Below are 20,786 nucleotides of genomic sequence, written 5' to 3'. Positions count from 1 at the left end.
GAAATCGCTGGGAAGAGTGTTCGGTTCTTCCGGGTACGGCGGGCGCTGGGATCAACTACGAGAGCACTGCTCTTGACTCGGTGCGGCCTTTGGGTGACTATTGGTCTAAATAGAGAGCACTGATCTCGGAGTAGACATGATCACCACTGCCTGGACGGCCGTCAATCTGACCCTCGCCTTCGCGCTGGAGCTTGTCGCCGTCGGCGCACTGGCCTACAGGGGTGCCCGTGCCGGTCGCAGCCGGATCGCGAAGGTGCTGCTGGGTGGCGGGCTGGCGGTGGGCGCCATGGTGCTGTGGGGGATGTTCGCCGCGCCGGAGGCGAGCTTCTCGATCCCTGTCGCGGCGGTGGCCACCAAGGTCGCGGTGTTCGGTGGCGCGGCGGCCGGGCTGTGGCAGCTCGGGCATCGGGCGGTCGCGGTCGCGTTCCCGGTGCTGGTGGTCGCGAATCTGGCGGTGATCCATTTCGGGCACCTGTCGGCGTAGGGCCTGAGCACGCTTGGGCCCCTGGGAAATTCACGCGACACCGAATACGTTGCACTGCTACGGTCGCACGGCGGAGCGGAAGGTTCCGCCGAACTCGAGAGCAGGAAGGGGCCGATCATGCGTGTTCATCGCGATGTCGTCGCGGCCCGTCCGCGCTTCGAGGTGATCCTGGTGTCTCGGCCGGCTCGGTGCCGGCTGCGCGGCCGGTACTGAGTACCCCCGGGGTGTCTGCCCCGTGCGGGGGGAATCGCGCTGTTCTGTTCCGGATCAGCACGAAGGACGTATGACCGTGCGTACCAATATTTCTCGACACAACCTGGCAGTCGTTCGCAACCTCGGGATTCTCGCGCATGTGGATGCCGGGAAGACCACGGTGACCGAGCGGATGCTGTTTCTCACCGGGATCACCCACAAGCGCGGCGAGGTGCACGACGGCACCACCGTCACCGATTTCGATCCGCAGGAGCGGGATCGGGGCATCACCATCTTCGCGGCGGCCGTGAGCTGCGAGTGGGCCGGGCATCGGCTCACCGTCATCGATACCCCGGGGCACGTCGACTTCTCCGACGAGGTCGAGCGGTCGCTGCGGGTATTGGACGGCGCGGTGGCGGTTTTCGATGCCGTGGCGGGGGTGGAGCCGCAGAGCGAATCGGTGTGGCGGCGAGCCGACCGCTACGACGTTCCGCGGATCGCGTTCGTCAACAAGATGGATCGCGCCGGGGCCGATCTGACGGCCGCGGTCGCCTCGATTCGTGAACGGCTGCACCCGTTTCCGCTGCTCGTCCAGCTGCCGGTGTACACCGGCGAGACGTTCACCGGCGTGGTGGACCTGGTTCGCCTGCGTGCTCTCACGTGGGAGAACGGCCTTGTCGAGGGGCCGGTGCCGGATCATCTCGGGGCGGACGTCGAGCGCTTGCGCCGGGAGCTGGAAGAGGCGGTGGCGGAACGGAGTTCGGTGGCGCTGGAGGAGTTCGTCGAGCACTCCGGCCTGTCCGCCGAGACCCTGACCGCCGCGCTGCGGGAGCTCACCCTCTCCGGTGAGGTGGTGCCGGTGCTGTGCGGGGCGGCCTACCGTGATGTCGGCATCGAGCCGCTGCTCGACGCCGTGGTCGCGTACCTGCCGTCACCGCTGGACCGGCCCGCGGTCGGGGCCGGCGACGCGGCCCGCGCCGCCGACCCGGCGGAACCGCTTGCGGCACTGGCCTTCAAGGTGCACGCCACGCCGACGGGGCGGCTCACGTTCGTGCGCGTCTACTCGGGCGTCCTGCGCAAGGGCGACACCGTGCTGGACGTGGGTGGCAGTCGCCGCGAGCGGGTCGCGCGCATCCTGCGGGTGCAGGCGGACCGGCACGCGGAGGTGGAGTCCGCGGTGTCGGGCGACATCGTCGCGCTGGTCGGGCCGAAGGCCGTGCGGGTCGGCGCGACCCTGTGCGCGCCGGACGCCCCGGTGCTGCTGGAACCGCCGGCTCCCACCGAGCCGGTGGTGTCGGTGGCGGTCGAGGCGCGAACCAGCGCGGACACCGAGAAGCTGGCGGTGGCGCTGACCCGGCTGGCCGAGGAGGATCCGTCCCTGACGGTGCGGACCGATGCGGAGACCGGGCAGACGCTGCTGGCCGGGCTGGGCGAACTGCATCTGGAGGTCGTGGTGGAGAAGCTGCGCCGCGACCGCGGGCTGAGCGTGACCGTGGGCCGACCGCAGGTGGCGTACCGGGAGACCGTGGTGCGCGGCGTGCGGGACTTCACCTACCGGCACGCCAAGCAGGACGGCGGGGCCGGACAGTGGGCGCACATCGTCTTCGATGTGCAGCCGCTGCGCGAATCCGAGCCCGGGGCAACGGGTTTCGAGTTCGAGTCGACGGTGGTCGGCGGCCGGGTGCCGGCGGAGTTCGTCCGCGCGGTAGCCGCCGGGTGCCGGGACGCCCTGGCGGAGGGCCCGCTCGCGGGTCATCCGGTCACGGGTGTCCGGGTCACGCTCACCGACGGCGCGACGCACTCGAAGGATTCGTCGGAACTGGCGTTCCGTACCGCGGGCCGCCTGGGGCTGCGGGAAGCGCTGCGGGCCAGTGCCGTAGCGGTGCTGGAGCCGCTGGTGGAGCTGACCGCGACCGTGCCGGAGGACCATGTCGGCGCGGTGCTGGGTGACCTCGCCGCGCGGCGCGGGCGGGTGACGGGTTCGGTCAGCCGTCCCGGCGTCGTGGTGGTGACGGCCACGGTCCCGCTGGCCGAATTGTTCGGCTACGCAACTCGTTTGCGCAGTCGGACGCAGGGCCGGGGTACGTTCACCACGCGCCCGCTGGGCTACGCCCTCGCTCCGTAGCGGATGGGTGACCGGGGCCCGGTGACGTCGGCACGGCGATGCCGTCCGTCGCCGGGCCCTGTGTCGTGAGTGGCCATCGCATCGCCGGGAAGGGTTGATTGTTGTCGCGACTACAGTTACTGTTGTCACAACAACAGATTTCCTCGACGGGGAGAGGGCAGTCATGATGTACTCGTTCACCGAAGAAGCCGTGATCACCGGAGACATCGACAAGATCTGGGCGGTGGCCACCGATGTGGCGCGCTGGTCGGAATGGGACCCGCACGAGGAGAAGTCCCGCATCGACGGCGAGTTCGCGGCCGGGACCAAGGGCTGGGTCAAGCCGAAGGGGGCGCCGGCGGGACCGTTCACCATCGTGGCCGTGGAGCCCGGGCAGTCGTGGACGAGTGAGGCGGGCATCCCGTTCGGGAAGCTGCGCGGCCATCGCACTTACGAGGCCCTCGGCGACGGCACCGTGCGGGTGGCCGAGAAGGTCGAGGTGCACGGGTTGTTCGGGCCCTTGTTCAAACTCGTCTGGGAGAAGGCCATGCGCGCGGACATGCCGCTGACCTTCGCGGCACTGGAACAGGAGGCGCTACGGCGTGGCTGAATCATCGAAGCGGGCGCGCGGCGTGCCACGGGGACCGCTCATGAGTCCGGGCTTCTGGCTGCACCACGCCGCGCTGGAGTGGCGGGCGACGCTGGAACGCAATCTGCGCCCGCTCGGACTCACCCCCACCCAGTTCAACCTGCTCGCGTCGGCGGGCTGGTTGAGCCGGGAGGGGAAGCTGCCCACCCAGCAGCAGGTGGCCGACATGTCCGGCTCGGATCGTATGATGGCGTCCAAGGTGATTCGAGCGCTGGAGGAGCGCGGCCTGCTCATCCGCCGTGCCGACCCCGCCGACGCCCGCGCCCTGCGCATCGAGCTGACCTCCGCCGGAAGGGAATTGGTGAGCCAGGGCGTGCAGACCGCCGTCGACACCGATGCCGAGCTCTTCGGCGACGACGGCGATCTGCTCCGCGAGCATCTGAAACCGATTGCCGCGCACCGGCTGCCGGGCTGACCGAATCCGGTCGTGCCGCTCGCCGCGCGGCCGCGGCAGCTCAGGGCTTGACCAGGATCGCCCTCGTGTAGAGCAGCCCGAAGCCCAGCCGCTGAACGTTCTGCTGCGATTTCGAGCCGGGCTGGGTGGTCACGACCGCGATATCGCAGCCCGCCGCAGTCGCCTCCGCGAGGCGTACCGACAGCAGCGACGACTGCACACCGTGCCGCCGGTGCGCGGGATCGGTTGCCGCGCCGGTCAGTTGGGCGACGCCCTGCGACATGCGCAGGCTCGCCCCGCCCGCCACCTGCCCCTCGCGCCTGGCCAGATACCGCCGCACCCCGGCCGCCCCGGTGAGATCCCGCATGGCCCGGGCGATGACATCGGCCGGGAATTCCTCGTGCGAGGCCACGCCCTGCGCATCGGGGTGCGCGAATCCGTCCGCCACCACGTCGAGCCAGGTGTCGAATTCGTCCTCGCCGCTCGGTGTCACGTCGACACCCGCGGCGACCACTGCCGCACGTTCGGCGCCGAGCTCCAGCCCGAGCACGTTCTCGAACGCGATCAGCAGATATCCGCGCCCGGTGAGCAGTTCGCCCACACCCGGATCGCCCAGCTGCGAGACCTCGGCCTGCACCGGCGTCTTCCGCTCCGCGAACAGCCGCTCGATCTCGTCGAGTTCCGGCGTGCCGGGGATGCCCGCGAAGCCGAGCCCCGCCACCTTGTTCAACGGCGACCCGTCCTCGGCGAACGACGCCACCCCGCCCGCGACCGGCAGCACGAACCCGGCCCCGAGCCGTGCCGCGGCCGCCGCACCGCCCTTGGCGATGAGCTCGGTCTCGACCCGCTCGATCCGCGCCGCCAGCTCCGTCCCACAGAAAAGTGTTCCCTGATCGCTAGGCATGCGCCCGAGCCTAATTCGGATGGCAATGGACATGCCCGCGAATTTCCGCCCCGGGCGAGCCCTGCTGCCCAGGTCGTCACGTCATGGCCTGCCCGATCCCACGAATGCCGCGGGCCAGTCGAGCACGGGCGGTGCGGACCGACTCAGGGGCCGGGCTGCGCCGGTCGGGTCGGCGCGGCCGGTGGGTATCGAACCGTGCACGGTCCTGAGCCGGTGCGACGGTGGTCGGGTGTGGCCGTGGTCGGGCGGGTCGTAGGGTCTGGGGGTGCGTGTTGATCGTTCGGGTGCAGTCGCCGGTGGGCTGGTGGTCGGATTCGACCTGGATATGACGCTGATCGATTCGCGGCCGGGGATTGCGGCGGTGTGGGATGCGGTGGCCGCCAGGACCGGGGTCGCGATCGATTCGGAGCTGGTGGTGTCGAGGCTCGGGCCGCCGCTGGCCCATGAGGCCGCGCAGTGGTTTCCGGAGCACGAGGTGCCGGGGATCGTGGCCATGTATCGGGAGCTGTATCCGGATCTGGCGGTGCACGCGGCGGCGCATCTGCCGGGGGTGGTGGACGCGCTGGCCGCGGTGCATCGGGCCGGCGGGCGGGTGCTGGTGATCACGGCGAAGAACGGGCCGCACGCGCAGCTGCATCTCGACCATCTCGGGCTGGCGGTCGACGAGTTGGTCGGCGGGGCCTGGGCGGAAGAGAAGGGCGAGGTGCTGCGGGAGCGCGGGGCCTCGATCTATGTGGGGGACCATCTCGGCGATGTGCGGGCGGCGAAGGTGGCCGACGCGGTGTCGGTGGCGGTGACCACCGGGCCCTATGCGTCCGAGGAGCTGTCGGCCGCGGGCGCGGATGCGGTGCTCGGCGATCTCACCGAGTTCCCCGGCTGGCTGGCTGCCCATCTCGCCGCGTAACCGGTTGACTCGCAACCGTTCTCGGCACACCGGCCGGGCGCGGTTCAGGCGTTCACGGATAGATCGGCGGGGCGAGCGCGAGGGCCACGGCGTGCGATGGGTCGAGGGCGGGGATCGAGGCGTCGACCGCGTGGCCTGCGACGTCCCGTACCTGCCAGCCGTGCAGTGATACGACGGGAATGCCGCGGTGGTTCGCCAGTGCCAGCTCGGACAGGGTGCCCCACGAGCCGCCGATGACGATGACCGCGTCGGCCGAGGCCACCAGGATGGCATTGCGGGCCTCGCCCATGTTCGTGTAGATCGCCGCGGACAGGCCCGGGCAGGCCGCGTCACGGTCCGTGTCGGGGCGGATGCCGAGCACGAGTCCGCCTGCGCCGGAAGCGCCCTCGGCGACGGCGGCCATCACACCCGAGCCGCCGCCGCACAGCACGCTCGCACCCGCCGAGGCGAGCAGCCGGCCCACCTCGCGGGCGGCCGTGGACTCGGTGTCGGTGCAGGTACTGGGGCCGCAGACGGCAATTTGCAGGGGCGGCAAGGGCTTTCCTCTCATCGGTGCGGGCGGGTCGTTGGCATCAGGGTGATTCGAATGGTGTCGGGTGGTGGGTGTTCGAGGCTATCTTTCTGCCCACGGTCACGAGTATCAGCATGATCGAGCCCCGGCTCGCTGATCGGCAACCCTCGCGCGGCGGTGGGGTGCCCCGGGTGACGACCAGGCGGCGCCCGCGCGGGCCCCGCAAGCGCTAGCCGAAGGAGTACCGGTCATGTCTGGATGCCGCCCGGCCGACGGCTGAGGCCCGCGCCCGAATTCCCCACGGGCGATTCTCTTTCCCGCACCGCGCGCCTGCGGCGATCGCGGTGTGTCCCCCTGCCCCGACGCGGTGTCGGGTGCGCGAACACAGAGGTGGCGATGAGCAGGAAGTGGTCCGGGTCGCGTGGATTCCGGGTAGTGGCGGGTGTCGTGGCGGCGACCGCGGTGGCGGGACTGCTGTCGGCGTGCGGGAACAGCGCGTCGGACAGCAAGGCCGACACCGTGTATTTCGGGGTGTCGGGGCCGAAGACGGGCGGGTCGGCCGAATACGGGCGGCTCTGGCAGCAGGGCTTCGACCTGGCCCTGGATCAGATCAACGCCGCGGGCGGGATCGACGGCAAGAAGGTCGCGCTGAAATGGGAGGATTCGCAGTCGGATCCGAAGCAGACGGTGCCGATCGCCACCAAGTTCGTGGGCGACAAGTCGATCATCGCCGAGCTGGGCGACTTCTCCTCGCCCGCCTCCATCGCGGCCTCGCCGGTGTACAACCGCGGCAAGCTGGTGCAATACGGATTCACCAATTCGTCGGTGGATTTCACCAAGGCCGGCGACTACTCGTGGAGCCCGTCCATCACCCTGGACGTATACATGGAGCGCAATGCCGAGTGGATGCGGTCCAAGGCGAGGAAGGTCTCCGTCGTCTACCTCGAAACCGACTGGGGCAAGCAGGCTTTCCAGTTCTTCCAGCAGTTCGCCAAGGAGAAGGGCATCGAGATCGCCTACTCCTCGGCCATCCTGCCGGATTCGCAGGATTTCCGGCCGGTGCTGATCAAGGGCCGCGACGCGAATCCGGATGCCTTCGTGCATCTCGGGTACGGTCCGGACGGCGCGCTGGTGGTCAAGCAGCTGCGTGATGTCGGGTTCACCGGGCAGCTCTTCGCCGGCCAGAACACCCCGCAGTTCATCCAGCTGGCGGGTGCGGCGGCCGAGGGCGACATCGTGAACGGCGTCTTCACGCCGTCGGATCCGAGCCCGAAGGTCCAGGACTTCGTCACCAAGTTCCGCGCCAAGTTCGACGCGGATCCCGGCGATTTCAATGTCTACGCCTATGACGCGCTGAACGTGCTGGTGAAGGCCGCCAGGTCCGGCGGCGCGACCCGCGAGGGCGTGCTGAAGGGTCTGCGCGAGATCAAGGACTTCGACGGCATCGGCCTGGGCACCTTCGCCTTCGATCAGCAGACGCGGCGCCCCAGCGGCGTGAAGCCGATCGAGCTGGAACTGCGCAGCGGCAAGTTCGTGCCGGTCGGAAGCGCCGGATAGATGTTCGACACCCTCATCGCGGGTCTGGTGCACGGCAATGCGTACGCGCTCATCGCCGTGGGCATCACCCTCATCTTCGGCGTCAGCAATGTCATCAACTTCGCGCACGGCTCGATCTTCGCGTTCGGTTCGGTGCTGGGCTGGTGGCTGATCGCCCAGCACGGCGTGCCCTGGTGGGCGGCGCCGGCCGTGGTGGTGGCGGCGACCGCGCTGGTCGGCGTGGCCATCGACATTCTGGCGGTGCGCCCGCTGCGGCGGGCCCCGGCCATTGCCGCGCTGCTGGCGACGGTGGCGGTCGGGTTGATCATCGAGAACGTGGTCGCGCTGGTGTTCGGGCCCGACACCCGGCCCTTCCCGCAGGTGTTGCCCACCAACAACTTCCGGGTCGGCGGGGTGCGGTTCGGCACCTCGGACGTGGTCATGTTCGCCCTCACCGTGACGGTGATGGCGGGGCTGTGGGCGTTCCTGCGCTACAGCCGCCACGGTCTGGCCATCCGCGCCACCGCCCAGGACCCGGACGCGGCCGCGCAGATGGGGATCGGGGTGGGCCGGGTGCAGTCGCTGGCCTTCGCCATCGCTTCCGGGCTGGGCGGGCTGGCGGGCGTCTTCGTCGGCCTCTACAACTCGAATATCTCGCCGACCAGCGGCGGCATCGTCGGCATGACCGGATTCGTGGCCGCCACTATCGGCGGTCTCGGCTCGATTCCCGGTGCGGTGCTGGGCGGTTTCGTGCTCGGCCTGGTGGAGGCGTTCGGCATCTACTGGTTCGGGGACGGCTACCGCGATCTGATCACCTTCGGTCTGCTGGTGGTGTTCCTGGTGCTGCGGCCCGGCGGGCTGCTGGCGCGGCCGCCGGCCATCGAATCCGAGCCCATGACCGGCACCTTCCTCGGCGCCGGGCGGGAGCTGCGGATCCGGCCGTGGCACGCGGCGGTCGCGTTCGCCGTTGCGGGCGTGGCGATTCCGCTGCTCGCCGACGACTACGGCATCTCGGTGGGCACGCAGATCCTGGCCTACGCCATCATCGCGGTCTCCATGACGCTGGTGGCCGGGTCCGCGGGGCAGCTGGCCATCGGGCAGGCCGGGCCGATCGCCCTCGGCGCGTACACCTCGGCGGTGTTGACGGTGTCGCACGGCTGGGCCTTCCTGCCCGCCCTGCTCGCGGCGGGAATCGTCGCGGCCGTGGTGTCCTCGGTGCTGGCCGCGCCGCTGTGGCGGCTGGGCGGGCACTATGTGGCGATCGCGACGCTGGGTATCGGCATCGTGACGGTGGCGATCATCCGCAACTGGGAGCCGGTGACCCGCGGCAGCTACGGCATCTTCGGGATCCCCGCGCCGAGCCTGTTCGGGTACGAATTCACCACGCACACCCAGATTTTCCGGCTGGAGCTGGTAGTGCTGGCCATCGTGCTGGCGGTGATCCTCGGCGTGCAGCGGTCCCGGCTGGGCCTCGCCATCCGGGCCATCGGGGGCGACGAGGTGGCGGCCCGCTCGGCGGGGGTGCCGGTCCGCGACTACAAGGCGCTGGCCTTCGCGGTGGCGGCCTTCTTCTCCGGCATCGGCGGCGCGCTGCTGGCCCACCAGTACTCCTACATCGACCCGACGGTCTTCAACCTGCCGATGTCGCTGCTGGTGGTGACCATCCTGGTGCTGGGCGGCGCCGCCTCGCCGTACGGCGCGGTGCTGGGCGCGGCGGTGCTGATCGGGGTGCCGGAGCTGCTGCGACTGGCGCCCTCGTGGCGAATCGTGTTGTACGGCTTGGTCTTGCTGCTGGTGGTGCGGTTCCGGCCGCAGGGAATCCTGGTGAGGAGGAATCGTGTCCCCGTCCACGCCTGAGGTGCTCACGGTCACGGGTCTGTGCCGCTCCTTCGGCGGCGTGCGGGCCGTGGACGGCGTCGAATTCTCGATCGCGCCCGGTGAATTCGTCTCGATCATCGGGCCCAACGGGTCCGGGAAGTCGACCACGGTCAATTTGATCTCCGGCGTGCTGAAGCCGGATGCCGGGGAAGTCCTGGTGCACGGCAACATGATTCGACCCGGTCGTCCCGGGGCGGCGGCCGCCGCGGGCATCGCCCGGACCTTCCAGAACGGCCGTGTCTTCGGCAACATGACCGTCCGCGAGAATGTGGACGTCGGCCTGCAGCCCACGCTGCATGCCACCCGGCCGCTGCGTGCGCTCGCGAATGTGCCGGTGCTGAAATGGATTTCGCTGCTCGCCGAGCTCGGGGTGGCGCTGGTCCCGACACCGGCGGCGCGCGCCGAGCGGCGGGCGTCGGCGGCGCGGATCGACACCCAGCTCGCGCGCTTCGGGGAACGTCTCGTCCCGCGCGCCGGCACTCCGGCCCACACCCTGTCCTACGCCAATCGCCGCCGCACCGAGATCGCCCGGGCGCTCGCCTCGGCGCCCGGCCTGCTGCTCCTCGACGAGCCGGCCGCCGGCATGAACCAGACCGAGACCGCCGAAATCGGCGGGCAGCTGGCCGAATTGAAGGCCCAGGGCCAGACGGTGCTGCTGGTCGAGCACAAGATGGACCTGGTCCACGACCTGTCCGACCGGGTACTGGTGCTCGACGAGGGCCGCATCATCGCTGAGGGCCCGCCCGCCGAGGTGCTGGCGGATCCGCGCGTCATCGAGGCCTACCTCGGGCGCGGCCGGGCCGGCGGGAAGGTCGGCGCGGATGTCTGAATTCGACGAGAACGCTACCCCGATCCTGGAATTCGACCGGGTGGTCGTGCACTACGGTCCGTCCCGGGCCCTCGACGAGGTCTCCCTGCGGGTGCGGCCCGGCGAGATCGTGTCGCTGCTGGGCGGCAATGCCTCGGGCAAGTCGACCACCATGAAAACCGCGCTCGGCCTGCTGAAACCGTCCGCCGGCGCGGTGCGCGTCGACGGCGTCGACGTGAGCGCCACACCCCCGTCCGCCCGGATCCGAGCCGGGCTGGCCTCGGTCCCGGAAGCCCGGCGGGTCTTCCCGGCCATGACCGTCGAGGAGAACCTCTTCGTCGGCGGCTACATCCGGAAGGAACGGCGCGCGGTGCTGGCCGCGCGGGCCGCCGAACTGTTCGAACACTTCCCGCGCCTGGCCGAGCGACGCGCCCAGCGCGCGGGCACGCTCTCCGGCGGTGAGCAGCAGATGCTGGCTTTCGCTCGCGCGCTCATGAGCGAACCTCGCCTCATCTGCATGGATGAGCCCACCATGGGATTGTCGCCACTGTTCGTGGATCGGGTGCTGGAGGAGATCGCCCGGCTCAATCGGGAGCTGGGCCTGGCCATCCTGATCGTCGAACAGCAGGCGGAGCTGGCCCTGAGCATCGCGCACACCGCCAATGTGCTGCGCACCGGGCGGATCGTGCTGCACGGCCCGGCCGCGGAACTCGTCGGCGATCCGACGGTGCGCGATGCCTACCTCGGAAAGGTGACCGCATGACCCCGCAACGGCTCGGCTTCTTCACCCGCCTGGTCCGCACCGATCCGGCGGAGGACGCGGGAACCGTCTACCGGCAGGCGCTCGAACAGATCGGGCTGGCCGAACGGCTCGGCTATGACACCGCCTGGGTGGCGCAGCATCATCTGGATCCGGCCGAGGGCGGGCTGCCGTCCCCGTTCGTGTTCCTCGCCCACGTGGCCGCCCGCTTCCCGCGCATCCGGTTCGGGACCGCCATCGTGACGCTGGCCCTGGAGGATCCGATCCGGGTCGCCGAGGACGCGGCGGTGCTGGACGAACTCTCGGGCGGCCGGCTCGAACTGGGTTTCGGCGCGGGCGGGTCGCGGCACGCCTTCGAGCTGTTCGAGTCGACCGGCATGGACCGGCAGCAGGTGTACGCGAGCAAGCTCGCGCGGGTGACCGCGGCCCTGGACGGGACGCCGCTGGTCGGTGACCGTGGGTTGAACCCGCCCGCCACCGGCCTGCGAAGTCGCCTGTGGCAGGCCACTTTCTCGGCCGGGGGCGCGGGCCGGGCGGGGCGGGCCGGTGACGGATTGCTGCTCTCGAAGGCCCAGCCGCGGAATCCGGCCGCACCGGACGCCACCCTCTGGGAGATCCAGCAGCCGCTGGTCGACTCCTATCTCGACGCGTTGCCGCCGGGTGCCGCACCGCGCATCGGCGCGTCCCGCGGGGTTTTCGTGGCCGACGATCACGACGAGGCGGTCGCCCTCGCCGAGCGCGGCGCGGCCCGGTTCCTGGATCGGCTGGGCCGCAACGGCGGGCCCGAGGTGGCGGATTCGGTCGCCGAGGTGCTGCGCGACATCTATATCGGTACCCCGGACGAGGTGGTGGCGCGACTGTCGGAGGACACCGCGCTGCGGCACGCCACCGATTTCATCGTGCAGGCGCACCCGGTCGACCCGGGCCACGCCGCCACCCTGCGCTCCATCGAACTCATCGCCACCAAGGTCGCGCCGCGACTGGGCCGGCGTCTCGACGAAAGGACCATCAGGTGACCGAGGTATCCACCGCCTACGGCGACGCGCCGCCTGCCCCGGGGGAAGCGGCCGATCCCGGCGGCGCCGGGGGTCGCCGGGCCGATGTCATCGACGTCGTGCTGGGCGCGCGGGCCGAATCGGTGCGCGCGGTGCGCGCGACACGCCCGGAGGTAATAGAACATTCGCAGGGTGTTCTCGACGCGCTGCTGGACGGTCCGGCCACCGCGAGCGTCGGCCGCGAACGACTGATCGCGGCGGCCGTCGCCGTCGCCGAGCTGGCCGGCGCGCCCGAGCTGGCGGCGTACTACGCGGCGCTGGGAACGACTCCGGCGCAGGGCGATCCGGTGCTGGCGGCCATCCTCCGCCATGCCGCCCGGGTGACGAGCGCGCCGGCGTCCCTCGCCCGCGCGGATATCGAGGCCCTGGCCGCGGCCGGGCTGTCCGAGCGCGACATCGTGACGGTGGCGCAGCTCATCGGATTCGTGCACTTCCAGGTCCGGCTGCTGGCCGGGCTGCGACTGATCGGAGCGGAGCATGAGTGAACCGGGGCGCGAGGTGCGCAGCGTCGAAACAGCGCGGCGGCCACCGGGATTCACCCAGGAGCAGCTGGACTGGGTGCCGTGGGTGGAACCCATCGCGCTGGCCGATGCCGATGAGTTGCAGCGCCCGCTGCTCGAGGGGGACCGCGGTGTCGGCCCCTATTTCCGGCTACTCGCGCGCAACGCCGAGGTGCTGGCGCATCGCAGCGCCAATGACCGAGCGATCTTCTACGGTCGAGGGGGATTGATCCGCGCCGAGCGCGAACTCGCGGCGACCGTTACCTCCCGGCACAACGGGTGTGAGTACTGCGCATCCGTTCATTCACGTTTCACTTCTGCGTTGTCCAAGCGCGCCGAGGACGTGCAGCGGTTGCTGGACGAGGGCGCCGAGGTGCGGATCGACGAAAGGTGGGACGCCGTCATCGATTTCGTGGACGCGCTGTCCGCCAACCCGCCGCGCGCGTCCGCCGGGCACCTGAAGCGGCTGCGAGAGCTGGGTTTCGACGCCGCCGAGCTGCACGATCTGGTGCTGTCGGCCGCCTCGTTCTCCTGGGCCAACCGGCTCATGCTCACCCTGGGGGAGCCGGAGGTCCCGGCCTAATCTAGCGCTCTCTCGAAAAAATCTTAGAAAGTTCATCCGAAATCTTCCCGGCGTGGGTATCTGGTCGGTATCGTCCCGATGGCAAACAGTCAGTGAAGGTACTGGTGATCTGGCGGATCGGAGCACCACCATGGCGAACTTCCTTTCGGGTGTTCCAGTGCAGACCATTCTCGAGCTGCCGGCAACCGGCTCCTCGGGCGTTTCCGCCAAGTAGCCACGCGAGCGCCATCTTTCGGCTACTGCGCGGATGCCGGGGTGATGGTGAAGGGCCCGATCCTTGACGAGGGGATCGGGTCCTTTTTTATGCCCGTGTCAGCCGGCGACGCCCTGGGTACTCCGCTCCGGCGAGATGCTCCCGCCCTGGTCCGGCCGGGCGTCGCGAGGGTCGGACAAATTAAAACTAAAAAGATCCTCGAAAAGTATTCCGTCCAGTTCGCCTGCTCTGTATCGTGTTGAACGGCAAACGATCAGTGACTTTCGGGTCAACGCGACATCGGGCCGCGAGTCTCTCCCCCCGGACCCGCGTTCCGAACCCGGGACGGTTCCCCTGCCTATACCCACCGTCTCGGGTGCGCCGCCCAGCCCGAAGTCACTGAGCCATCTTTCGGCTATCGCGCGGTAAGTCGAAGGTTCAAACGAAGGGCCCGATCCATGACGAGGGGATCGGGCCCTTCGGTATTGTCTGGCGCAATGTCACAGGAAACGAACGCGGGAAGAATGTACGCCGGGCAGCCCGTAGAAGACCGGCAGCGGCAGCGTCGTGCGCGTTTTCTGGAGTCCGGGCTCACGGTGTTCGCGCGCGATGGATACGCCAATAGTTCTGTCGGAGCCATCTGCAAGGACGCCGGTCTCTCCTCCAGGCAGTTCTACGAGGAGTTCACCGGACGCGAATCGCTGTTGCTCGAGCTCTACGAGCAGATCGATCGCGAATCCCGGGAAGCCGTGGCGGCCACCATCGCCGAGCACTCCGACGCCAGCGCCATCGACATCATCGACGCCGCGGTACGCGCCTACATCGAGTCCATCGGGCGAGATCCGCGCAAGGCCAGAGTCGCCCTCGTCGAAGTCGTCGGGGCGGGACCCAAGGTGGAGAAGTTCCGCCTGGAACTGCGGCGCGCCTGGGGCGCGCTGCTGGCCAGCGCCGCCGAGGATGCCGCCCTGCACGGTGAAATCCCGCCCGGTGACTACGAAATGCGCGTGCTGGCCATCATCGGCGCCGTGAACTACGTGGTCGACGCCTGGAGCGGTTCCGAACCGCGCCAGCCGCTCGACGATGTGATCCGGGTGCTGCGCCGCATCATCATGGGCGCCGTCAGCGCCTGACCCGGTCCGAACCCCCGTCCACCGACTCGATTTCGCGCCCGTCCGCTGCCTCGCGGACGGGCGCGACCTTTACGGGTAGCGTGCCGATCATGGAGACCGTGCCCATCCAGATGCCCGACGGGACTATGGTGCCGGTGCGCTTGATACCGGCGAAAGGCCCGCACCGGCATCCGATTACGGCCGACAGTCCCCGCCCGGTCGTGGTAATCGCACCGGGCCTGGGTGTTCCGGGGGAGTACTACTCGCTGTTCGGGAACCCCTTGGCGGACCGGGGTTTCGACGTGGCCCTGCTGGAGATCCGCGGAAACGGGGATAGCAGGCCGAAATCCGGCTCGGCCGGCTCGTACGGCTATCAGGAGCTGGTGGCGGTGGACTTCCCCGCCATGTTCGAGGTGGTGCGCGAGCGGTTCCCCGACAGCACGCCCTACCTGCTGGGGCACAGCATGGGCGGCCAGCTCGGCGTCATGTACGCGTCCCGGATCCGCGGGCGGCTGGGCGGATTGATCCTCGTCGCCTCCGGCACGCCGCATTTCCGCGGCTATACCGGTCTGGGCGCGCTGGGCAGCGCGGCGCTGTCGCTGACCGCGAACCTGGCCGGGTTCTGGCCCGGCGACACGATCACCGCGGGCGGGTTCGGGCGGCAGTCGAAGGCGCTCATCGCCGACTGGGCGCGGCTGGCCCGTACCGGCCGATTCGAGCCCGCCGGAGCCGATATCGACTACGAGGAGCGCATCGCGCGCCTGAAACTCCCGGTCCTGTCGATCACCATGACCGGCGACGAGCTGACCCCGCGCGGGTCGGCGCGGCAGCTGCTCGCCAAGCTGCCCCGGGCCGACATCACCACCTGGCACAATCCGGACCCGCTGGGGCACAACGGCTGGATCAGCGATCCGGATTCCACGCTCGACCATGTCGAAAAATGGCTCCGGGACCACTGATTCGCGATCCGGTGCGGTGATATGCGGGCAGGTGCGGTGATTCGCGGGCAGCGTCAGAGGGTGCGCGAGCGTGGCGCGGTCATCTTCTCCGGGCTCAGCAGTTCGTCGAGTTCGTCCTTGCTCAGGGCGCTGCGCTCGAGCACCAGGTCGTAGACGCTGCCGCCGGTTCGCAACGCCTCCTTGGCGATCGCCGCCGACTGCTCGTATCCGAGCTTGGGCACCAGCGCGGTCACCAGGCCGATGCTGTGCGCCACCAGATCCCGGCAGTGGTCCCGGTTGGCGGTGATGCCGGTGATGCAGCGGCTGGTCAGGGTGATGGCCGCGTTGCGCAGCATCATCAGGCCCATCAGCAGGTCGTAGGCCATGATCGGCTCGGCCATGTTCAGTTCCAGCTGACTGGCCTCGGCGGCCATGGTGACGGTCATGTCGTAGCCGATGAGCTGGAAGCAGACCTGGTTCACCACCTCCGGGATCACCGGGTTGACCTTGCCGGGCATGATCGACGAACCCGGTTGCACCGCCGGCAGATTGATCTCGCCCAGCCCGGCGCGCGGGCCGCTGGAGAGCAGGCGCAGATCATTGCAGATCTTGGACAGCTGGACCGCCGCGCGCTTGAGGGTGCCCGACACCGCCACGAAATCGCCCGAGTCCTGGGTGGCTTCGACCAGGTTCTCCGCCTCGCGGATGGGCAGTCCGGTGATCTCGGCGAGTTTCCGATTGACCAGCTCGGCGTAGCCCGGCGGGCTGGTGATCCCGGTCCCGATGGCGGTGCCGCCAAGGTTCACCGCGAGCAGGTCCTGTGCGATTCGCTGCAGATGGCTGACGGCCCCGCCGACCATGACCGCGTACGCGCCGAACTCCTGGCCCAGCGTCATCGGAACGGCGTCCTGCAGCTGGGTACGGCCCATCTTGATGACGTCGCCGAATTCGACGGCCTTGGCGCGCAGCGCATTCTGCAGTTCGGTCAGCGCCGCGGCGGCGTCCTGGACGGACAGGTACACGCCGAGCTTCACCGCGGTCGGGTAGACGTCATTGGTGGACTGGGAGCAGTTCACGTCGTCATTGGGGTGCAGGTAGCGGTACTCGCCCTTGTGATGCCCCAGCAGCTCGAGGCCGCGGTTGGCGATGACCTCGTTGGCGTTCATATTGGTCGAGGTGCCCGCGCCGCCCTGCACCATGTCGACCATGAAGCCCTCGCGCAGGCGCACCGCCGCCGGGCTGCCGGGCTCCAGCAGCTCGTCGCAGGCGCCGATGATCGCCGTCGCCTTCTCCTGCGTGATCGACCCGAGTTCCGCGTTCGCCAGTGCGGCGGCCTTCTTCACGTAGGCGAGCGCGGACACCAGGTGCCCGAACCGGCGCAGCTTGACGCCCGAGATCGGGAAGTTCTCGATCGCGCGCAGGGTCTGAACGCCGTAGTAGGCGTCGGCGGGCAGTTCCCGGGTGCCCAGCGAATCGTGTTCGGTGCGAATGCCGACCAGCGGCTGCTGGGCCGCGATCGCCGCCGCCTGCCGCTCGGAGACGGTCCGCATGCGGTGTGCGATGAGCCCGGCGACGCGGGCGACGATGCGGTAGTAGCGATCCGGCTGCTGCCCGGCCAGTTCGCGCAGGGTGGCCCGGGGCGCCACGAGCACCACCGCGCCGTCGCGGGTGCGGCCGCTGGCGGTGTGCGGGGTGTCGTCCACCAGCGCGACCTCGGACACCAGGCTGCCGGGGCCCAGGCGCGCGAGCTGGATCTCCTGACCGGTGAGCCCGGAGATGATCTGGACCTCGCCCTCGACCACGATGCCCGCCCACTCCCGCGGGGTGGCCTCGTGGAACAGGGTTGCGCCGGCCGGATATTCGCGCCGGTGGGCGGTGGCGGTGAAGGCCCGGACATCGTCGAGATCCAGCCCGGTGGCCGCGGCGGTGGTCTCGATCAGCTCATCCAGTGGGTCCACGTCGGCTCCTCGCGGGCGGTCAGTCCATCAACTGCTGGGTGAAGAACTCGTAGATTATGGCCGCCTGAAACGCGGACTGCTTGTTGTCCGCCGCGCCGCCGTGGCCGCCCTCGATGTTCTCGTAGTACCAGACGTCGTGGCCCTCGGAGGCCAAGCGCGCGGCCATCTTTCGCGCGTGGCCGGGGTGCACTCGGTCGTCGCGGGTGGAGGTGGTGAGCAGAATCGGCGGGTAGGTCCGGTCCGCGCTGGTGTTCTGGTACGGCGAGTACTTCGCGATGTACTGCCATTCCTCCGGCTTGTCGGGGTCGCCGTACTCGGCGATCCAGGAAGCGCCCGCCAGCAGCAGGTGGTATCGCCGCATGTCCAGCAGCGGCACCTGGCACACGATGGCCCCGAACAGTTCCGGGTACCTGGTCAGCATGACGCCCATGAGCAGGCCGCCATTGCTGCCGCCCACCGCGCCCAGCTGATCGGGGGTGGTGATGCCGCGCGCCACCAGGTCCCGGGCCACGGCCGCGAAGTCCTCGAAGGCCTTGTGCCGGTTGGCCTTCAGCACCGAGGTATGCCATTCTGGGCCGTATTCGCCGCCACCGCGGATATTGGTCATCACGTAGGTGCCGCCGCGTTCCAGCCAGCCCATGCCGACCGTGCCGCTGTAGCTCGGGGTGCGGGAGACCTCGAAACCGCCGTAGCCGGACATGACGGTCGGGCCGGGGGTGCCCACGCGATCACGGTGGCGGATCACGAAATACGGGATGCGGGTGCCGTCGTCGGACCGCGCGAAGAACTGCTCGGTCACGATGCCGTCGGCGTCGAAGAACTCCGGCTCCTGCTTCAGCACCTGCACGCTGCCGCCCACCGCTCCCGACATCAGCGTGGTCGGGCGGGTGAAACCACTGGTGGAGAGCATGAATTCGTCGCCGCCCTCGAGGCGGTCCAGGTTCATGATGCTGGTGCTGGCCATGGCCGGGGTGTCGGCCAGCGGCTCGCGGGCCCAGCCTTCGGGGCCGGGGGTGAGCACGTGCAGCTTGGTCTGCACGTCCTCCAGGGTGACCAGCAGCAGGTGGTTCTCGGTCCAGCCGTAGCCGTGCAGCGCGGTGTGCGCGTCGGGGGTGAACAGGACGTCGAAATCGCGTGCGCCGGAGAGAAACGCCTCGAAGTCGGTGGCCAGCAGCGAACCGGCGGGATAGGTGGTGCCGGCGATCTCCCACGGCGACTTCAGCCGCACCAGCAGCCACTGCTTGTACCAGGTCTCGGTGGCGTCGGTCGGCACGTCGATGAAGCGCAGCGTGCCGTCGGACTCCAGCAGGTAGACCTCCTCGTTGAAGAAGTCGGTGGCACGGCTCACGAAGTGCCGCTCGTAGCCGGGGGTGCGGTCGTAGCCCGAGGAGACGGCCACATCGGTGACCTCGCCCTCGTACACGAATTCCGCGTCCGCCAGCGGGGTTCCGCGCCGCCAGCGCTTCACCACCCGCGGGTAGCCGGAGTCGGTGAGCGACCCGGGGCCGAAATCGGTTCCCACATACAGGGTGTCGTGATCGATCCAGGCGAAGTCGGACTTGGCCTCGGGTAGATGGAAGCCGCCGTCCTCCGGCGCGATGAAAGCCTTTGCCTCGATGTCGAATTCGCGGACCACCTTGGCGTCCGCACCGCCGCGCGAGAGGCTGATGAGCGCGCGCCGCTGCTCCGGCCGCTTCACCGCCGCGCCGCCCCAGACCCAGTTCTCGCCCTCGGCGGCCGCCAGTGCGTCCAGGTCGATGAGGATCTCCCAGTCCGGCTCGTCCTTCGCGTACTCGGCGAAGGTGGTGCGCCGCCACAGGCCCTTCGGGTGCTCGCGGTCGCGCCAGTAGTTGTAGAGCCACGGGCCGCGCCGGCCCGGATAGGCGATGCGGGTGTCGGTATCGAGCATGGCCAGCACGCGCGCCTCGAGGTCGGTGAAGCGCTCGGTGGACGCGAACCGCTCGCGGGACACCGCATTACGTTCTTCCGCCCAGGCCAGGGCGCGCTCGCTCTCGACCTCTTCGAGCCACAGGTAGGGATCTGTCACGTCCTGTCCAACACCGGTCATGCCCTCATTGTTGCCGAGGGGTGCGTTCGCCGGTCGCGAACGTGTTGCGGGGCACCCCGCCGGGAGGTCAGTAGGATTGCGGTTTCGATACCGATCGGATCCAGGAGGCCTCGGCGTGTCGTATGAGCCCCGGCTGTGGGAACAGCACTGCTGCCTGCCGCTGCTGCCGACCGCGGACCTCACCGAACTGACGCGGTACCCGCTCGGCTCGTACCTCTCGGTCAATATCGGCTACGCGCCGCAATCCACCCGCGAGTCGCTCGAACTGGTCACCCAGTTCCGGCGGGATGCCTTGACCGACGGCCGATTCCGCCTGGTCCACAGCATCGAGGACGCCTGGCCGGAGGTCCCCACGACGGAGACCGACGCTACCCTCGCGCTGGCCTTCGACCTCGAGGACGCCGGCCCGCTGGGCGGCGATCTCGACAATGTGGAGCTGTTCCACGAACTGGGCCTGCGCTCGCTGCTGCCCACCTACAACCACTCCAACGCGGCCGGCTGCGGGTGCCTCGACACCGACGACACCGGACTCACCGCCTACGGGCGCGACCTGATCCGTACGCTCAACGAGGTCGGGGTGTTCGCCGACGGGTCGCACTGCTCGTGGCGCACGGGACTCGACATCGCCGAGACCACGACCGTGCCGATGATCTACAGCCACTCGAATTTCGCGACGCTGTGGGCACATCCGCGCAATATCGGCGACGACCAGGCCAAGGCGTGCGCGGCCACCGGCGGCGTGATCGGCATCAACGGCGTCGGCATCTTCCTGGGCCGCAACGAACCCGCCGACGGGGCCGGGCGGATCGAGGCCATGGCCGATCACATCGCCTACGGCGCGGAACTGGTCGGCATCGAGCACATCGGGATCGGCTCCGACTACTCCTTCGACGCCGAGGATTTCAACGCCGAACTGGCCAACAATCCGGACAGCTACTCCGAGGAGTACACGCGCTACGGCCAATTGCAGTGGGCGCCACCGGAAGACCTGCTCGGCACGTCCGGGGTGCGGGGGCTGGACGAGGTGCTGGCCGCGCGCGGCTTCACCGCCGCCGACCGGGCGGCCGTCTTCGGCGGCAATTTCGCGCGCGTGGCGCGACAGGTCTGGCGGGATTAGCCGCGGCGGGTCCGGCCGGATCAGCGGTCCGCCGGAGATCTTCGCCGGTCCACCGGGCACGGCGGACTGAACGGTCGCATCCAGACCGCGGGCGTGACCGCTCTCACGTGTTCCGCGTCTCACGCGGGCGGGGGATGGCTG

The 20,786-nt window shown here is 69.5% G+C and carries 19 protein-coding genes, 1 pseudogene and 1 riboswitch; of the genes and pseudogenes, 15 read left to right on the top strand and 5 right to left on the bottom strand.

Annotated elements, in window-relative coordinates; genetic code table 11:
- The first annotated feature begins 136 nt into the window (after nt 1-136).
- The 4 genes from ON33_RS28530 to ON33_RS28515 all read left to right on the top strand — a co-directional run bounded on the left by ON33_RS28530 (nt 137) and on the right by ON33_RS28515 (nt 3,844).
- A complete protein-coding gene (locus ON33_RS28530) occupies nt 137-484 on the top strand; it encodes a YrdB family protein (protein WP_040862200.1) in 348 nt (115 codons plus the stop codon).
- Between the two features lie 289 nt (nt 485-773).
- Nucleotides 774-2,801, top strand: coding sequence for an elongation factor G (fusA, locus tag ON33_RS28525; protein ID WP_040862212.1), 2,028 nt, complete (start codon nt 774-776; stop codon nt 2,799-2,801).
- Nucleotides 2,802-2,964: 163 nt separating this feature from the next.
- Complete coding sequence (locus ON33_RS28520) at nt 2,965-3,390, top strand: SRPBCC family protein (protein WP_040862199.1); 426 nt, start codon at nt 2,965-2,967, stop codon at nt 3,388-3,390.
- Nucleotides 3,383-3,844, top strand: coding sequence for a MarR family winged helix-turn-helix transcriptional regulator (locus ON33_RS28515; protein ID WP_157184770.1), 462 nt, complete (start codon nt 3,383-3,385; stop codon nt 3,842-3,844). The genes ON33_RS28520 and ON33_RS28515 overlap by 8 nt, the downstream gene beginning before the upstream one ends.
- A 40-nt stretch (nt 3,845-3,884) precedes the next feature.
- Here ON33_RS28515 and ON33_RS28510 read toward each other — a convergent pair whose 3' ends face one another.
- Nucleotides 3,885-4,727, bottom strand: coding sequence for a GNAT family N-acetyltransferase (locus ON33_RS28510; protein WP_040862197.1), 843 nt, complete (start codon nt 4,725-4,727; stop codon nt 3,885-3,887).
- A gap of 265 nt (nt 4,728-4,992) precedes the next feature.
- Between ON33_RS28510 and ON33_RS28505 the strand changes: the two genes are divergently transcribed.
- Entirely contained in the window at nt 4,993-5,631 is a 639-nt protein-coding gene (locus tag ON33_RS28505) for an HAD family hydrolase (RefSeq protein WP_040862196.1), read from the top strand.
- Nucleotides 5,632-5,683: 52 nt separating this feature from the next.
- On the opposite strand, the gene ON33_RS28500 is transcribed toward ON33_RS28505, so the two are convergent.
- On the bottom strand, nt 5,684-6,166 hold the full coding sequence (locus ON33_RS28500; RefSeq protein ID WP_245550800.1) for a TIGR00725 family protein: 483 nt from the start codon (nt 6,164-6,166) through the stop codon (nt 5,684-5,686).
- Between the two features lie 94 nt (nt 6,167-6,260).
- Nucleotides 6,261-6,377: riboswitch (SAM riboswitch) on the top strand.
- A gap of 161 nt (nt 6,378-6,538) precedes the next feature.
- Here ON33_RS28500 and ON33_RS28495 point away from each other — a divergent pair.
- From ON33_RS28495 to ON33_RS28450, 9 genes are all read left to right on the top strand, one after another.
- A complete protein-coding gene (locus ON33_RS28495; protein WP_051152958.1) occupies nt 6,539-7,699 on the top strand; it encodes an ABC transporter substrate-binding protein in 1,161 nt (386 codons plus the stop codon).
- Nucleotides 7,700-9,535 carry an ABC transporter permease gene (locus ON33_RS28490; protein ID WP_040862193.1) on the top strand — a complete coding sequence of 612 codons (1,836 nt, stop codon included), beginning with the start codon at nt 7,700-7,702 and terminating at the stop codon, nt 9,533-9,535.
- On the top strand, nt 9,516-10,385 hold the full coding sequence (locus ON33_RS28485) for an ABC transporter ATP-binding protein (RefSeq protein ID WP_040862192.1): 870 nt from the start codon (nt 9,516-9,518) through the stop codon (nt 10,383-10,385). The genes ON33_RS28490 and ON33_RS28485 overlap by 20 nt, the downstream gene beginning before the upstream one ends.
- Nucleotides 10,378-11,127 carry an ABC transporter ATP-binding protein gene (locus tag ON33_RS28480; protein ID WP_040862191.1) on the top strand — a complete coding sequence of 250 codons (750 nt, stop codon included), beginning with the start codon at nt 10,378-10,380 and terminating at the stop codon, nt 11,125-11,127. Before ON33_RS28485 ends, ON33_RS28480 begins: the two co-directional genes overlap by 8 nt.
- Complete coding sequence (locus tag ON33_RS28475; protein ID WP_040862190.1) at nt 11,124-12,140, top strand: putative FMN-dependent luciferase-like monooxygenase; 1,017 nt, start codon at nt 11,124-11,126, stop codon at nt 12,138-12,140. Before ON33_RS28480 ends, ON33_RS28475 begins: the two co-directional genes overlap by 4 nt.
- Nucleotides 12,137-12,664 carry a hypothetical protein gene (locus tag ON33_RS28470; protein WP_051152956.1) on the top strand — a complete coding sequence of 176 codons (528 nt, stop codon included), beginning with the start codon at nt 12,137-12,139 and terminating at the stop codon, nt 12,662-12,664. Before ON33_RS28475 ends, ON33_RS28470 begins: the two co-directional genes overlap by 4 nt.
- Nucleotides 12,657-13,262: a peroxidase-related enzyme gene (locus tag ON33_RS28465; protein WP_051152954.1), complete on the top strand. Its 606-nt coding sequence runs from the start codon at nt 12,657-12,659 to the stop codon at nt 13,260-13,262. Before ON33_RS28470 ends, ON33_RS28465 begins: the two co-directional genes overlap by 8 nt.
- A 690-nt stretch (nt 13,263-13,952) precedes the next feature.
- Nucleotides 13,953-14,585 (top strand): TetR/AcrR family transcriptional regulator, encoded by a 633-nt coding sequence (locus tag ON33_RS28455; protein ID WP_245550798.1) that lies wholly within the window; start codon nt 13,953-13,955, stop codon nt 14,583-14,585.
- Nucleotides 14,586-14,674: 89 nt separating this feature from the next.
- Nucleotides 14,675-15,523: an alpha/beta hydrolase family protein gene (locus ON33_RS28450; protein ID WP_040862187.1), complete on the top strand. Its 849-nt coding sequence runs from the start codon at nt 14,675-14,677 to the stop codon at nt 15,521-15,523.
- A 53-nt stretch (nt 15,524-15,576) separates the two neighbouring features.
- On the opposite strand, the gene ON33_RS28445 is transcribed toward ON33_RS28450, so the two are convergent.
- From ON33_RS28445 to ON33_RS28440, 3 genes and pseudogenes are all read right to left on the bottom strand, one after another.
- Nucleotides 15,577-17,001, bottom strand: coding sequence for an aspartate ammonia-lyase (locus ON33_RS28445; RefSeq protein WP_245550802.1), 1,425 nt, complete (start codon nt 16,999-17,001; stop codon nt 15,577-15,579).
- 126 nt (nt 17,002-17,127) lie between these two features.
- Nucleotides 17,128-17,460, bottom strand: a pseudogene (locus tag ON33_RS43620) (cyclic nucleotide-binding domain-containing protein); the annotation flags it as partial.
- 19 nt (nt 17,461-17,479) lie between these two features.
- Nucleotides 17,480-19,528 (bottom strand): prolyl oligopeptidase family serine peptidase, encoded by a 2,049-nt coding sequence (locus tag ON33_RS28440; RefSeq protein WP_040862186.1) that lies wholly within the window; start codon nt 19,526-19,528, stop codon nt 17,480-17,482.
- Nucleotides 19,529-19,643: 115 nt separating this feature from the next.
- Between ON33_RS28440 and ON33_RS28435 the strand changes: the two genes are divergently transcribed.
- On the top strand, nt 19,644-20,645 hold the full coding sequence (locus ON33_RS28435) for a dipeptidase (protein WP_040862185.1): 1,002 nt from the start codon (nt 19,644-19,646) through the stop codon (nt 20,643-20,645).
- Nucleotides 20,646-20,786 lie beyond the last annotated feature (141 nt).

The sequence above is a fragment of the Nocardia niigatensis NBRC 100131 genome, assembly GCF_000308655.1.
GTDB lineage: Bacteria > Actinomycetota > Actinomycetes > Mycobacteriales > Mycobacteriaceae > Nocardia > Nocardia niigatensis.
Note: the sequence above shows the minus strand (reverse complement) of the source record. Positions and strands in the feature narration are given on the sequence as shown.